At 59.5% G+C, this 14,486-nt stretch carries 13 protein-coding genes; 12 read left to right on the forward strand and 1 reads right to left on the reverse strand.

Going from position 1 to position 14,486, the window contains the following annotated elements:
- Positions 1-14 precede the first annotated feature (14 nt).
- The 12 genes from lepB (at position 15) to GMET_RS08945 (ending at position 13,115) form a co-directional block, all read left to right on the forward strand.
- Entirely contained in the window at positions 15-695 is a 681-nt protein-coding gene (gene lepB, locus GMET_RS08890; protein ID WP_004513336.1) for a signal peptidase I, read from the forward strand.
- 225 nt (positions 696-920) lie between these two features.
- Complete coding sequence (gene pyrR, locus GMET_RS08895) at positions 921-1,457, forward strand: bifunctional pyr operon transcriptional regulator/uracil phosphoribosyltransferase PyrR (RefSeq protein ID WP_004513335.1); 537 nt, start codon at positions 921-923, stop codon at positions 1,455-1,457.
- Positions 1,458-1,537: 80 nt separating this feature from the next.
- The gene (locus GMET_RS08900; protein ID WP_004513334.1) at positions 1,538-2,473 is read left to right on the forward strand and encodes an aspartate carbamoyltransferase catalytic subunit; all 936 of its coding nucleotides are present in this window, start codon (positions 1,538-1,540) and stop codon (positions 2,471-2,473) included.
- Between the two features lie 85 nt (positions 2,474-2,558).
- Positions 2,559-3,833 (forward strand): dihydroorotase, encoded by a 1,275-nt coding sequence (locus GMET_RS08905; RefSeq protein ID WP_004513333.1) that lies wholly within the window; start codon positions 2,559-2,561, stop codon positions 3,831-3,833.
- A gap of 35 nt (positions 3,834-3,868) precedes the next feature.
- A complete protein-coding gene (carA, locus tag GMET_RS08910; RefSeq protein WP_004513332.1) occupies positions 3,869-4,993 on the forward strand; it encodes a glutamine-hydrolyzing carbamoyl-phosphate synthase small subunit in 1,125 nt (374 codons plus the stop codon).
- Positions 4,994-5,044: 51 nt separating this feature from the next.
- On the forward strand, positions 5,045-5,947 hold the full coding sequence (locus GMET_RS08915; protein WP_049756793.1) for a radical SAM protein: 903 nt from the start codon (positions 5,045-5,047) through the stop codon (positions 5,945-5,947).
- Position 5,948: 1 nt separating this feature from the next.
- Positions 5,949-6,278 carry a DMT family protein gene (locus GMET_RS08920; RefSeq protein ID WP_004513330.1) on the forward strand — a complete coding sequence of 110 codons (330 nt, stop codon included), beginning with the start codon at positions 5,949-5,951 and terminating at the stop codon, positions 6,276-6,278.
- Positions 6,279-6,315: 37 nt separating this feature from the next.
- Positions 6,316-9,561: a carbamoyl-phosphate synthase large subunit gene (carB, locus tag GMET_RS08925; protein WP_004513329.1), complete on the forward strand. Its 3,246-nt coding sequence runs from the start codon at positions 6,316-6,318 to the stop codon at positions 9,559-9,561.
- 115 nt (positions 9,562-9,676) lie between these two features.
- On the forward strand, positions 9,677-10,156 hold the full coding sequence (greA, locus tag GMET_RS08930) for a transcription elongation factor GreA (RefSeq protein ID WP_004513328.1): 480 nt from the start codon (positions 9,677-9,679) through the stop codon (positions 10,154-10,156).
- 39 nt (positions 10,157-10,195) lie between these two features.
- Positions 10,196-10,396: a DUF1858 domain-containing protein gene (locus tag GMET_RS08935; protein WP_004513327.1), complete on the forward strand. Its 201-nt coding sequence runs from the start codon at positions 10,196-10,198 to the stop codon at positions 10,394-10,396.
- Between the two features lie 63 nt (positions 10,397-10,459).
- Positions 10,460-12,763, forward strand: coding sequence for an ATP-dependent DNA helicase RecG (gene recG, locus GMET_RS08940; RefSeq protein ID WP_004513326.1), 2,304 nt, complete (start codon positions 10,460-10,462; stop codon positions 12,761-12,763).
- Between the two features lie 37 nt (positions 12,764-12,800).
- A complete protein-coding gene (locus tag GMET_RS08945) occupies positions 12,801-13,115 on the forward strand; it encodes a pyrimidine/purine nucleoside phosphorylase (RefSeq protein WP_004513325.1) in 315 nt (104 codons plus the stop codon).
- A gap of 28 nt (positions 13,116-13,143) precedes the next feature.
- Here the strand turns inward: GMET_RS08945 and GMET_RS08950 are convergent, their stop codons facing one another.
- Positions 13,144-14,421: a glutaredoxin family protein gene (locus GMET_RS08950; protein WP_004513324.1), complete on the reverse strand. Its 1,278-nt coding sequence runs from the start codon at positions 14,419-14,421 to the stop codon at positions 13,144-13,146.
- Positions 14,422-14,486 lie beyond the last annotated feature (65 nt).

Genomic DNA, 14,486 nt, shown 5'->3' on the forward strand with positions numbered 1-14,486 from the left:
GAAAAGGAACCGCAATGGACTACAAAAATTCTCAATACGGATCGAACAACGCCATGGGCGAAAGGCCGGCAGCAGAGGAGCCGCAGGTCAAGAAAAAGCATATCGTTCGGGAATATGCCGAGTCGATCATCATCGCTGTTATCCTTGCTCTCATCATCCGTACGTTCGTGGTGCAGGCGTTCAAGATCCCCTCCGGATCCATGGAGGACACCCTTGCCATCGGTGATCATATTCTCGTCTGCAAGTTCATCTACGGCACCAAGATTCCCTTTACCGACATGAAAATTGCCCCGATCCGGGAGCCGAAGCGGGGTGATGTCATTGTATTCGAGTATCCAGAAGATCCGAGCAAGGACTTCATCAAGCGCGTCATCGGTGTTCCTGGTGATGAAATCAGGGTCATTATGAAGACGGTTTATGTCAACGGAAAGCCCTACAAGATTCCCCAGGAAGTTCACAAGGAGAACGAAGTTATTGCTGCTGCCCAGAATCCGCGGGACAACTTCGGTCCCGTCACGGTGCCGGCCGGCTCCTACTTCGTCATGGGTGACAACAGGGACCGCTCCTACGACAGCCGCTTCTGGGGATTCGTGAAAAGCGAGCAGATTAAGGGACTTGCCTTCATCAAGTATTGGTCGTGGGACCGCGACAATATGCGTGTCCGTTGGAAGAGCATCGGTGACCTGATTCACTGAAATTGACCTTGACACCCTCCGTAACGGGGTGATAAAATTCTCCAAATTTTGCTGACAAACAACAGACTTTGCCTTTTAAATTAGCCCCGTGAGGTTAGAAAAGGTGCCGATGACAGACTCGTACCATACAGTCTTACTGAGCCTTTTCGCGTCGTGCGGAAGGGCTCTTTTCGTGCCTGCCGGCGGAGTCGGCGACAAGGCCCTGTGAGCGAAAGGAGGGACGAGGTGGCTGAAGAGAAGACGACCATACTGGATGGGGTTGGCGTGAAACGGGCGCTGACCCGCATCGCCCATGAGATTCTCGAGCGGAACAAGGGGGTTGCCGACCTGGTTCTCGTTGGAATCAGGACCGGGGGAGTCCACCTGGCCCGGGAGCTGTCGTCCCGGCTTGAAGAGATCGAAGGAGGGAAAGTGTCGGTGGGCGAGGTTGACATTACCCTCTACCGCGACGATTTCAAAGGGCACGCCGTTCATCTGCCGGTGGGGAAGACCGATATCCCGTTCACCGTGGAAAAGAAAAAGGTAATTCTCGTGGATGATGTGCTCTTCACCGGTCGGACCATCCGCGCCGCCATGGATGCCATCATGGATCATGGCAGGCCCGGCAGCATCCAACTGGCGGTCCTCATCGACAGGGGACACCGGGAACTCCCCATCAGGGCTGATTTTGTCGGGCGCAACGTCCCCACGAGCCGCAGGGAGAAGATCACGGTCCAGTTCGATGCCGATGCCAAGCCGGTGGAAGTGGTTCTGGAAAAGTGATTTGCGTCGGGGGCAACCCAGGCGGTTACTTTTGACAGGGCAGGCACGGGGCCTAGCCCTACGCGAGATGGGGGGAAGCGATGGGATTCAAGCACAAGGACATCATAGCGCTGAAAGACCTCAGCAAGGATGAGATTGAACTGCTGATCTCGACCGCCGAAAACATGCGGGAGATCAACAGCCGCGATATCAAGAAGGTGCCGACCCTGCGCGGCAAGACCATCATCAATCTGTTCTACGAGTCATCGACCCGTACCCGTACCTCCTTCGAGATCGCGGGAAAGCGGCTGTCGGCCGACACCGTCAACATTACCGCATCCACGAGTTCGGCAACCAAGGGGGAGACGCTCCTCGATACCGCAAAAAACCTGGAAGCGATGAAACCGGACATCGTCGTCATGCGCCACGCCGTTTCCGGCTCCCACTACTTCCTGGCCAAACGGCTCTCCTGCTCCATCATCAACGCCGGTGACGGCGCCCATGAGCACCCCTCCCAGGGGCTTCTCGACATGCTGACCATCAAGGACCGCTACGGCCGGCTTGACGGACTCAAGGTGGCCATTGTCGGCGATATCACCCATAGCCGGGTGGCACGCTCCGATATCGCAGGTTTCACCATGATGGGATCCCGGGTGTTTCTGGCGGGGCCTCCCACCATGATGCCTCCGGGGGTGGAGCGGCTCGGCAACGTCACTGTCTGCGCCACCATGAAGGAAGCGATCCAGGATGCCGACGTAATCATAATGCTCCGCATCCAGCAGGAGCGGCAGGGGAAAACCCTGATACCCAATACCCGTGAGTATTCCCGCTATTACGGCCTTAACCCCGAAAACCTCAAGTGGGCGAAGCCCGACGCCATGGTCATGCACCCCGGCCCCATCAACCGCGGTGTGGAACTCTCTTCCTACGTGGCGGACGGCGCCAATTCCCACGTTCTCAAACAGGTGGAAAACGGCGTGGCGGTGCGGATGGCGATGCTCTATCACGTGAGCGGGGGAACGCTGGTTACGGAGTGATTCAATGCTTGTAGGGGCGAATCTCGCATTCGCCCGATTTGGGCGATCACAAGGATCGTCCCTACACCAGGACGCGAGGTGATCCATGAATTTGTTGATACAGGGAGGGCGGGTAATCGACCCGTCGCAGGGAATTGATGAAGTGCTCGATATACTCGTCGAGAACGGGGCCGTCAAAGAGCTGGGCAAAGGGGTGAAGGCACCCTCCGGAACCGAAACCATCGACGCTTCCGGCCTCATCGTAACGCCGGGACTCATCGACATGCACGTTCACCTTCGGGACCCGGGCCACGAGTACAAGGAAGACATCGTCAGCGGCACAAAGGCGGCAGCGGCCGGCGGGTTCACTTCGGTGGCCTGCATGCCCAACACCAAGCCGGTAAACGACAACAAGGCGGTGACCAGCTACATTATCGCCAAGGCCAAGGCAGAAGGATCAGTCAACGTCTTCCCGGTGGGCTCCATCACCCAGGGGTCCAAAGGCGAGCTTCTCTCCGAGATGGGCGAGCTGAAGGAGTCGGGTTGCGTGGCCGTTTCCGATGACGGGCATCCGGTGACGAACTCGGAGCTCATGCGCCGGGCACTGGAGTATGCCAAGGGAATGGGGATCATGGTCATCTCCCATGCCGAGGACCTGTCACTGGTGGGGGCAGGGGTCATGAACGAGGGGTTCGTCTCCACTGAGTTGGGCCTCAAGGGGATTCCGTGGGCCGCCGAAGACGCGGCAACCGCCCGCGACGTCTACCTGGCCGAGTTCACCGATTCTCCGCTCCACATCGCCCATGTTTCCACCAAGGGGTCCCTCCGCATCATCCGCAATGCCAAGGCTCGGGGCGTGAAAGTCACCTGCGAAACCGCGCCGCACTATTTCAGCCTTACGGATGATGCGGTGCGGGGGTACGACACCAATGCCAAGATGAACCCGCCGCTTCGCACGGCCGATGACGTGACAGCGGTAAAGGAGGCATTGAAGGACGGAACCATCGATGCCATCGCCACCGACCATGCTCCCCACCATATCGACGAAAAGGACCTGGAGTTCAACGAGGCCCTGAACGGCATCGTCGGGTTGGAAACGTCCCTGACGTTGTCACTCCGGTTGGTGGAAGAAGGGGTTTTGACCCTTCCGGTTCTGGTTGATAAAATGGCATGCAACCCTGCAAAAATCCTCGGGATTGACCGCGGAACCCTGAAGCCTGGCTCTGTTGCCGACATCACCGTCATCGATCCGAAGGCTACGTGGACTGTGGATGCCGACAAGCTCGCCAGCAAATCCAAGAACTCTCCCTTCCTCGGGTGGGAGGTGAAGGGGGCCGCGGCGTTCACCATTGTCGGCGGAAAGGTTGTGTATAAACGTTGATGGTTGATTCAATATTGCCACACAGGAGTAAGTTCATGAAAGCAGTCCTAGCGCTCGCTGATGGGCGCATTTTTGAAGGGAAATCGTTCGGAGCCACCGGCGAGGCGACTGGCGAGGTGGTCTTCAATACCGCCATGACCGGCTACCAGGAGGTTTTGACCGATCCCTCCTATCGGGGGCAGATGGTCACCATGACCTACACCCAGATGGGCAACACCGGCATTAATCCGGAGGATATCGAGAGCAAGCAGCTCTACCTCTCGGGTTTCATCGTCAAGGAGTACCACGACTGCTACTCCAACTGGCGGGCCACCATGAGCCTAGACGCCTATCTGAAGGAGAACGGCGTGGTGGGGATCCAGGGGCTCGACACCCGGGCGCTCACCAGACATCTGCGGGACAAGGGGGCCCAGAACGGGATCATCTCTACCGTCGATTTCGACCACGAGAGCCTCGTAAAGAAAGCACGGGCCGTGCCGAGCATGGCCGGTCTCGACCTCGCCTCCGGCGTCACCTGCGATAAGCCCTACCATTGGACCGAAAAGCTCTGGGACCTGGAGGCAGGGTATAACGCTGCGAAACAGGAAGACTTGAAGTACAAGGTGGTGGCCTACGATTTCGGCATCAAGTACAACATCCTCCGCTGCCTCGTCTCGGCCGGCTGCGACGTGACTGTTGTCCCCGCCACCTTCCCGGCGGAGGAGGCCCTGGCCATGAACCCTGACGGTATCTTCCTCAGCAACGGTCCCGGCGATCCGGAGCCCATGACCACCGTCATCGAGAACATCAGGAAATTCGTGGGCAAGAAGCCCATCTTCGGCATCTGTCTCGGCCACCAGCTCCTGGGGCTTGCCCTCGGCGGCAAGACTATGAAACTCAAGTTCGGCAACCACGGCTCCAACCTGCCGGTCATGGATATGGATACCCGGAAGGTTGAAATAACCGCCCAGAACCATGGCTTCTCAGTGGATATTGTGTCACTGGGACATGCCTGCGAGTTGGCCCACGAGAACCTGAACGATCAGACCGTGGAGGGGATGAAGCACAAGGATCTCCCCATCTTCTCGGTCCAGCACCACCCGGAGGCATCGCCCGGTCCCCATGACTCCCACTATCTGTTCGGGCGGTTCGTGGAACTGATGGAGAAACATAAATCGTAGGGGCGCAATTCGTTGCGCCCTGAGCGTGATCAATCACGCTCCTACACAACCATGCGGTACATAGATCTTTATCAAGCAGGCGAATTGCTGAAGCGGGTCAGGGAGGCTTACGCACGGCTCCGCTCTTGCGACCTCTGTCCCCACGACTGCCGGGTGAACCGGCTGACCGGTGAGACCGGCGTCTGCCGGGCAGGGTGGCGGCCTCGGATCGCCTCGGCCAACGTCCACCACGGTGAAGAGCCCCCCATTTCGGGCTCACAGGGGTCGGGGACGATCTTTCTCTCCTGGTGCAGCCTCCACTGCCGGTTCTGCCAGAACTTCCCCATCAGCCAACAGGGGAACGGGAGCGATCTGACCACGCTGGAACTGGCGGAGCGGATGCTCGGGCTTCAGAAACGCGGGGTGCACAACATCAACTTCGTCACTCCGACCCATTTCCTGCCGCAGATTCTGGCAGCCCTCTGGCTGGCGATCCCCTGCGGGTTCCGGCTCCCCATCGTCTGGAACTCCAGCGGCTACGAGAAGATAGATGCCCTCCAACTCTTGGACGGTGTCGTGGACATCTATCTGCCGGACATGAAATACGTGGCGGAAGAGCCGGCGGTCCGGTTCTCCTCGGCCCCCGGCTACCGGGAGGTGAATCGGCGGGCGGTTGCCGAGATGCTCCGCCAGGTGGGGCACCTGGTGCTGGACGACGAGGGGATCGCGGTGCGCGGTCTCATCATCCGTCACCTGGTGCTGCCGGAGGGGGCGGCCAGCAGCGGCGAGACCCTGCGCTGGATCGCCGCGAACTTGGGTAGCGAGACCCACATCGCCTTGATGAACCAGTTTTTCCCGGCTCACCGGGCTGCCGAGACGCCGGGTATCCACCGCAAGGTCACTGACGAGGAGTACGACGAAGCGGTGGAGGCCCTGGAGGAAGCCGGTCTGGAGAACGGCTGGGTGCAGGATTGACATGCGAACGATTGTTTTGCTGGCGCTTTCCAATATCTTCATGACCTTTGCCTGGTATGCGCACCTGAAGAACCTGAGGGCCGCCCCCTGGTACATCGCGGTGATCGTGAGCTGGGGAATAGCCTTTTTCGAGTACCTGATCCAGGTGCCGGCCAACCGCATGGGATACGGCACCTTCAGTCTTGGGCAGCTCAAGATCATGCAGGAGGTCATAACGCTTGCGGTCTTTGTCCCCTTTGCGGTCTACTACATGGGACAGCCCCTGAAGCTGGACTACCTCTGGGCCGCCTGTTGTCTGGCCGGAGCAGTCTTTTTCATATTTCGCGGATAGTTACATTCTCGACGATACATATCAGCAAGGAGTTGCAATGCCCAAACGTACCGACATCAAAAAGATTCTCATCATCGGCGCCGGCCCCATCGTCATCGGCCAGGCGTGCGAATTCGACTACTCCGGCACCCAGGCGTGCAAGGCGTTGAAGGAAGAAGGGTTTGAGGTGGTGCTGCTGAACAGCAACCCGGCCACCATCATGACCGACCCCGATTTTGCCGACCGAACCTATGTGGAACCGGTTACTCCTGACGTACTGGCCAAGATCATCGAAAAGGAGCGCCCCGACGCGGTTCTCCCCACGCTCGGCGGCCAGACTGCCCTGAACACCGCTGTGGCCGTGGCCGAGAACGGCACCCTGGAGAAGTTCGGGGTTGAGTTGATCGGGGCCAAGCTTCCGGCCATCAAGAAGGCCGAGGACCGGACCCTCTTCAAGGAGGCCATGGAGAAGATCGGCCTTTCGGTTCCCCGCTCTGGCCTTGCCCACAACTACACCGAGGCCATGGAGGTGATCAAGACGGTCGGCTTTCCGGCCATTATCCGCCCCTCCTTCACCCTGGGGGGAACCGGCGGCGGCATTGCCTACAACATGGAAGAGTATGAAAAGATGGCCATGGGGGGCATCGACGCCTCCCCCACCGACGAGATTCTCGTGGAAGAATCGGTCATCGGCTGGAAGGAGTACGAGCTGGAGGTGATGCGCGACACCGCCGACAACGTGGTGATCATCTGTTCCATCGAGAACTTCGACCCCATGGGGGTCCATACCGGCGACTCCATCACCGTGGCCCCGGCCCAGACCCTCACCGACAAGGAGTATCAGATCCTTCGCGACGCGGCCCTCAAGATCATCCGCGAGATCGGGGTCGACACCGGCGGCTCCAATATCCAGTTCGGCATCAACCCCCGGAACGGCCGCCTGGTAGTCATCGAGATGAATCCGCGGGTTTCCCGTTCCTCGGCCCTGGCCTCCAAGGCCACCGGCTTTCCCATCGCCAAGATTGCGGCAAAGCTGGCCGTGGGCTACACCCTGGACGAGATCAGAAACGACATCACCCGCGAGACCCCGGCATGCTTCGAGCCGACCATCGACTACGTGGTGACCAAGATCCCGCGCTTCACCTTCGAGAAATTCCCCGCCGCCGACAGCACCCTCACCACCCAGATGAAGTCTGTGGGTGAAGTCATGGCCATCGGCCGTACCTTCAAGGAGTCGTTCCAGAAGGCCCTCCGTTCTCTGGAGATCGGCTCCGCCGGGTTCGAATCGCGGCTTTTCACCAACGGCGACACCCGTCGGGCCCTCAGCGCCAAGGAGCAGCAGCTTGTTCAGGACAAGCTCCGGGTACCCAACTGGGAGCGGCTCTGGTACCTGGGGGATGCTTTCCGCTGTGGCATGAGCATCGACGAGATCTTCCAGTTCACCGCCATAGATCCTTGGTTCCTTCACAATATCAAGCAGATCATCGAGAAAGAAGAGGATCTGCGGACGGTCGATTTGGCGGCGGAAACCAGGGAAAATCTGGCTGCCATCGTCCGCGAGGCCAAGCAGTACGGCTTTTCCGACAAGATGCTCGGTCGTTTCTGGGGGAAGAACGACGAGGAGATCCGTCAACTGCGCCTTTCTCTCGGCGTGAAGCCGGTGTTCAAGCGGGTTGATACCTGCGCCGCCGAGTTCGTGGCCTATACCCCGTACCTCTACTCCACCTACGAGGAGGAGTGCGAGGCCGAGGTGACCGACCGGAAGAAGATCATGATTCTCGGCGGCGGTCCCAACCGGATCGGACAGGGGATTGAGTTCGACTACTGCTGCGTCCACGGGGTTTTCGCCCTGGGAGAAGACGGCTACGAGACCATCATGGTCAACTGCAACCCGGAAACGGTCTCCACCGACTACGACACCTCCGACCGCCTCTACTTCGAGCCCCTCACCTACGAGGACGTCCTTTCCATAGTCGATCTGGAAAAGCCCCAGGGGGTCATCGTCCAGTTCGGCGGCCAGACTCCGCTCAAGCTGTCTGTTGCCCTGGAGAAGGCCGGGGTTCCCATTATCGGCACCTCTCCCGACGCCATCGACCGGGCCGAGGACCGGGAGCGGTTCCAAGAGATGCTCCACAAGCTGAACCTGCTGCAGCCCGAGAACGGTACCGCCCGCTCCTTTGAGGAGGCGGAAGAGGTGGCCAACCGGATCGGCTACCCCGTGGTGGTGCGTCCCTCCTATGTTCTTGGCGGCAGGGCCATGGAGATCGTCTACGACGTGGAGAATCTGCGCCGTTACATGACCACCGCCGTCCAGGCGTCGCCGGAGCATCCGATCCTCATCGACAAGTTCCTGGACAAGGCCATCGAGATCGACGTAGACGCCCTCTGTGACGGGACCGAGGTGGTTATCGGCGGAATCATGGAGCACATCGAGGAGGCCGGCATCCACTCGGGCGACTCAGCCTGCTGTCTGCCGCCCCATTCAATTTCGCCGGAACTGGTGGAGGAGATCAGGCGCCAGACCACCGTCATGGCACTGGAGCTGAACGTCAAGGGGCTCATGAACGTTCAGTATGCCATTAAGGACGGGACCATCTACATCCTTGAGGTGAACCCCCGGGCCTCCCGGACAGCACCTTTCGTCTCCAAGGCCACGGGGCGCCCCTTGGCCAAGATCGCGGCCCGGATCATGGCCGGCAAGTCCCTGAAGGAGCTGGGCGTTGCCGGCGACATCGTGCCGAAGCACATGTCGGTCAAGGAAGCGGTTTTCCCCTTCGTGAAGTTCCCCGGTGTTGACACGATCCTCGGACCGGAGATGAAGTCTACCGGTGAGGTCATGGGGATCGGTTCCGATTTCGCCACCGCCTTCGCCAAGGCGCAACTCGGCGCCAACGTGAAACTGCCCCGATCGGGGAAGGTTTTCATCAGCCTCCATGACGCCGACAAGAAACATATTGTCGACTCAGCGAAAAAGCTCTATAATGCCGGTTTTAGATTGGTTGCCACGCGGGGTACCGCCGCCTACCTTAAGGAGAAGGGTGTGGAGGTGGAGGTGATCAACAAGGTGCTCGAAGGACGGCCTCACATCGTCGACGCCATCAAGAGTGGGCAGGTCTGCATGGTGCTCAACACCACCCAGGGTGCTCAGGCCGTGGCCGATTCCTTCTCTATCCGGCGTGAGTCTCTCATGCACAACGTGGCTTATTTCACCACCGTTGCCGGAGCAAATGCGGCTGCAGAAGGGATCATCGCCATGATCAACGGCGAACTTGATGTGAAACCGTTGCAGGAATACCTGGCCTGAGCCAGGCGGAGAAGTTGCCGAAGGAGGCTACTCTCCGGAATTCAATCTGGCGGAATGTACCAACGGGGCGGCCAAACGGCTGCCCCGCGATTTTCATAGAGGAGCAGTGAGTACGATGTCCTATTCAGTACCCATGACAAAAGAGAGTTACGATTCCCTTCAGGAAGAGCTCAAGCGTCTGATCCGCGAGGAGCGGCCCCGCGTGATCCAGGATATTGCCGAGGCCCGCAGCCACGGCGACCTTTCGGAGAACGCCGAGTACGACGCCGCCAAGAACCGCCAGGCGTTCATCGAGGGACGCATTCAGGAACTCCAGGGAAAGCTTGCCCGTGCCCACGTGGTTGATCTTTCCGGCCTGAAGCCCGACAAGGTGGTTTTCGGCGCCACCGTCACCCTCTACGACACCACCAGCGAGGAAGAGGTAACCTACAAGATCGTCGGCGAAGAGGAGGCCGACATCAAGCTGGGGAAGATCTCGTGCACCTCGCCGGTCGGCAAGGCCCTCATCGGCCACAAGCTCGACGACAGCGTCAAAATCAAGGTGCCGTCGGGGTCCGTTAAGGAATACGAGATCATCGACATCAAATATATCTGATTTTTCGTCACCAACCGTTCAACAAGGAAAGGAAATGCAATGAGCCAGCAATTCACCAAGGATATGACGTTCGCCCAAGCCCTCCAGGCCAACCCCGAAGTGGCCAAGGTGCTTCGCAAGTACAATCTCGGCTGCATCGGCTGCATGGGTGCTCAGAACGAGTCCCTTGAGCAGGGGTGCAGCGCCCATGGTCTCGATGTCAACGAGGTCCTGAAAGACCTGAACGCTATCGGCCAGTAAACCTATGCCACAAGGGCGAAGGGGGAAACCTCTTCGCCCTTCGTCTATCCGCAGCGAGGAGCCATGCCGGTTGTTACTCTTGCCGAGAACGGTCAGCTAGCCATACCCGACGACCTTCTGAAGGATCTGGGAATCAAGCCGGGCGATCCGGTCTTACTGGAAAAGACATCGGGCGGCATCCTCCTGTCCCGTCATGCCCCTCCTTCTCCTGGTGCGGTCCAGAGCCGACTCCATGAGTCCATCAACCGCAAGAACCTGGAAACTCCCATTCAGTTCATAAAAGGGGTCGGTCCGAAGCTGGCGGAGACCCTTGGCAAGAAGGGGATTGCCACGGTGGAGGATGCCCTCTATCTTCTTCCCAACCGTTACGAGGACCGCCGCCAAGTGGTGCCCATTGCAAGGCTTTGCCCCGGAGTGACGAGTGTCTTTTCCGGCGAGGTGATTACCGCTGACGTGGTGAGCACCAAGGGGGGGCGTCGCTTCTTCGAAGTGGTGGTGCGGGATGCAAGCGGCACCATCTCCTTCAAATGGTTCAATTTTAATCCCGCCTTTCTCAAGAAGACCTGGAAGGAGGGGAGGCGGGGCATATTTACCGGACTGGTCTCTCAGTTTGGACTCCAGCGCGAGGTGCATCATCCGGACGCCGAATGGCTGGCCGAGGGAGAAACGGTGGCATCTGTCATGGCCCGGGATCCGGTCAGTTTCGGCCGCGTGGTGCCGGTCTACCCCCTCACCGAGGGACTCCACCAGAAGACTCTGCGGAAGGTAATGAAAGGGGTAGTGGACCAGTATGCGTCCTGCGTGGAGAGCGCCTTGCCGCTGGAAGTGGCGGGGCGCCAGGGACTCCTGCCCCTCTCTGACGCGCTCCGACGGGTCCACTTCCCCGACAGCGATGCCGATCCCCGGGGGCTTGAGGAAGGAAAGGATCCCGCCAATCGCACCCTGGTTTTCGACGAGTTCTTTTTCCTTGAGCTGGGGCTGGCCATGAAAAAACGTGGCGTAACCCTCGAATCGGGAATCGCCTTCACTGTCAGCCACACGTACACGAAGCCGCTCCTGAAACTCCTCCCCTTCTCGCTGACCGGGGCCCAGCGGCGGGTCCTGGCCGAGATCAAGGAGGATATGATGGCTCCGCACCCCATGCACCGCCTGGTACAGGGGGATGTGGGATGCGGCAAGACCCTCGTGGCGCTCATGGCGGCCCTGGTGGCGGTGGAGAACGGCTACCAGGTGGCGATCATGGCACCCACCGAGATCCTTGCCGAGCAGCATTATCTGAACATTCACCGCTGGTGCGACGAACTGGGCGTTTCGGTGACGCTCGTTACCTCGTCGTTGAAGGGGAAGGCGAAGAAGGATGCCCTGGAACGGGTAGCCGGTGGGGAGGCACAGATCGTCATCGGCACCCATGCGGTGATCCAGGACAAGGTGGAGTTCCATCGGCTTGGCCTCGGCATCGTGGACGAGCAGCACCGTTTCGGCGTCCTGCAGCGGGGGCTTCTGCGGAAAAAAGGTGAGAACCCCGACATCCTTGTCATGACCGCCACCCCCATTCCCCGGACCCTTGCCATGACTGTTTTCGGCGACCTTTCGCTGTCGGTCATCGACGAGTTGCCGCCGGGGCGGACCCCCATCGAGACGCGGATCTGTTTCGAGTCACGCCGGAAGCAGGTCTACGGCATCATCCGCGACGAGGTGACCAAGGGGCATCAGGCGTACGTCATCTACCCCCTGGTAGAGGAGTCGGAGAAGTCGGATCTCAAGGCCGCCACCCAGATGGCCGAGCACCTGGCCAACGACATCTTCCCGGAGTTGAGGCTCGGCATCCTTCATGGCCGGATGAAGCCCGAGGAGAAGGAGGCGGTGATGCGCTCCTTCAAGGCGCGGGAGATCGATATCCTGGTGGCCACCACAGTCATCGAGGTGGGGATCGACGTCCCCAATGCCACGGTGATGGTCATCGAGCATGCCGAGCGGTTCGGCCTGTCGCAACTCCACCAGCTGCGGGGAAGGGTGGGGCGGGGGAGCGAGAAATCCCGCTGCATCCTCATGGCCGGCGAGCGCCTTTCCGAGGACGCCGAGAAGCGGCTCCGGGTCATGGAGTCCACCACCGACGGTTTCAGGATTGCCGAGGCCGATCTGGAGATCCGGGGCCCCGGCGATTTCCTCGGCACCCGCCAGGCGGGAATTCCCGATTTTCGCGTCGCCAACATCCTGCGGGACGGTCGTATCCTGGAAGAGGCCCGACAGGAGGCCTTCGCTGTGGCAGAGGTGGATCCGGAGCTGCGGTTGCCCCGGCACGATAAGCTCCGGACGGAGCTGGCTCGGCGTTGGGGAGGCCGGCTTGAACTGGCGGGAATCGCATAAAAAAACAGTGCTGCACCAATTTCAGAATGGAGGAAATATGTCTGAATTCATCAACGTAACCGTAGTCCGGGAGGCAAACGTATTCTTCAATGGCGGCGTCGTGAGCCGCACCGTCATTTTCCCCGACGGCACCAAGAAGACCCTCGGCATCATGCAACCGGGGGAGTATACCTTCAATACCGGCGCCCCGGAGATCATGGAGATCCTCACCGGCGAACTGGATCTCAAGCTTCCCGGCAGCGATCTGTGGGACCGGATCGGAGGCGGGGAATCCTTCGAGGTGCCGGCCAATTCCTCCTTCACCATGAAGGTCCTCTCCCTCACCGATTACTGTTGCTCTTTCCTCGGCTAGGTGTTGTCCGTGCTGTTAGCCCCGTCCCCTAAGGACGGGGTTTTTCGGTTTGTCGACTCATCCGGTGTGCAACCACTGCGATGATGGCCGTGACGCTGAGGGCCACCGCCATGAGGACCAGCGAAGCCAGGGCATTATTCAAGAGGGTCGGCTTCAGCAGGATGACTAGGCCGAGCATGAGCATCATAATGCCGGAGAGGAGCTTCAGGACCCGCCCCTGCCACTCCGTCAGTTTGCGACTGCCGAGTGTTGCGGTAAAGATGGCGACGATGACGGCAAGGGGAATCACATAAATCAGGTTGTAAAAGGCCAGGTAGAGGTAGTATTCGGAGGAGGGGAGGGCGCGCAGGGTCAGAAGCCGGGTGTAGACCATGGGGAATCCGGCGGTGCAGAGAAGTTCGTAACTGTTGGCCGCCACAGCCAGAACCACCGTCCCCGCCAGCATTGAAGGGAGCGTTCCGGTGTGGACGAGATGACGCATCCGCTCGAAGAGTTTTGGCTTTTTCTCCTCAGGAATGACAAGGGAGATCCCCTTTTCGAAGAAAAAAAAGTCCTTGATGTTGATGACAGCCACCATGAGGGCGATGATTCCCGCTGCCGTTGTGACAGCGGCCAGGGTGCCGGTCAGCAGGAAGAGGTTGAGCCAGGCTGCCATGAAGAGGAAGTACACGAGCCCCGAGAACAAGACGAAGGTTCCTCCCACGAGCGCCATGCGGTTGCGGGAATGGGCGTGGATCATGAGGCTCAGGAGAAAGAACAGCACGAAGAAGGCGCAGGGGTTGAAGCTGTCAAGGGCCGCAATGACGACGGTGAAGACCGGCAGCGACATGGCGGCAGGGTTCACGGTGCAGATACCGGGGATGGTGATGGTTTCCCCTGCCGGCGGCGAGTTTGTTGCAGGTGGCGCCGTAGCCTCCCGGCCCGCCAACTCTACTGAGACCTTTTGTTCGATGTCCCGCGCTTTTTCTTCGGAGAAGCCAGCAATGACGTGATTGCCGATGATGAAGACAGGGACACCGGTTGCCTCAAATCCCCGCTTCTTGGCCATGGCCATGAGAATATCGACGTTCTTGCGATTTGATAGGACTTCGTAGTCGCAAACCTGCAGGCCGGGGTGTTTCCGCCGGAGGTCATCGAGAAATGGTCTTGCCTTGGCGCAATGGGGACAGCCTTCGCCCCAGAAAAAGTAAAGCGTTACCTCGCCTTTGGGGCCGATAGAACCGGCCGCACCGGTGGCGGTCAGGGTCATCAACAGCACGATCAAAACACCGGCCAGTATGAAAAGTCGAACCACTCCTCTCCCCATGGCAGCCTCCTGCCTCAAGTTTATCGCACCTGAAGGGATTCTCATCAAGGGTTGGTCCGTATTCG

The sequence above is a fragment of the Geobacter metallireducens GS-15 genome (assembly GCF_000012925.1).
Classification (GTDB): Bacteria; Desulfobacterota; Desulfuromonadia; order Geobacterales; family Geobacteraceae; genus Geobacter; species Geobacter metallireducens.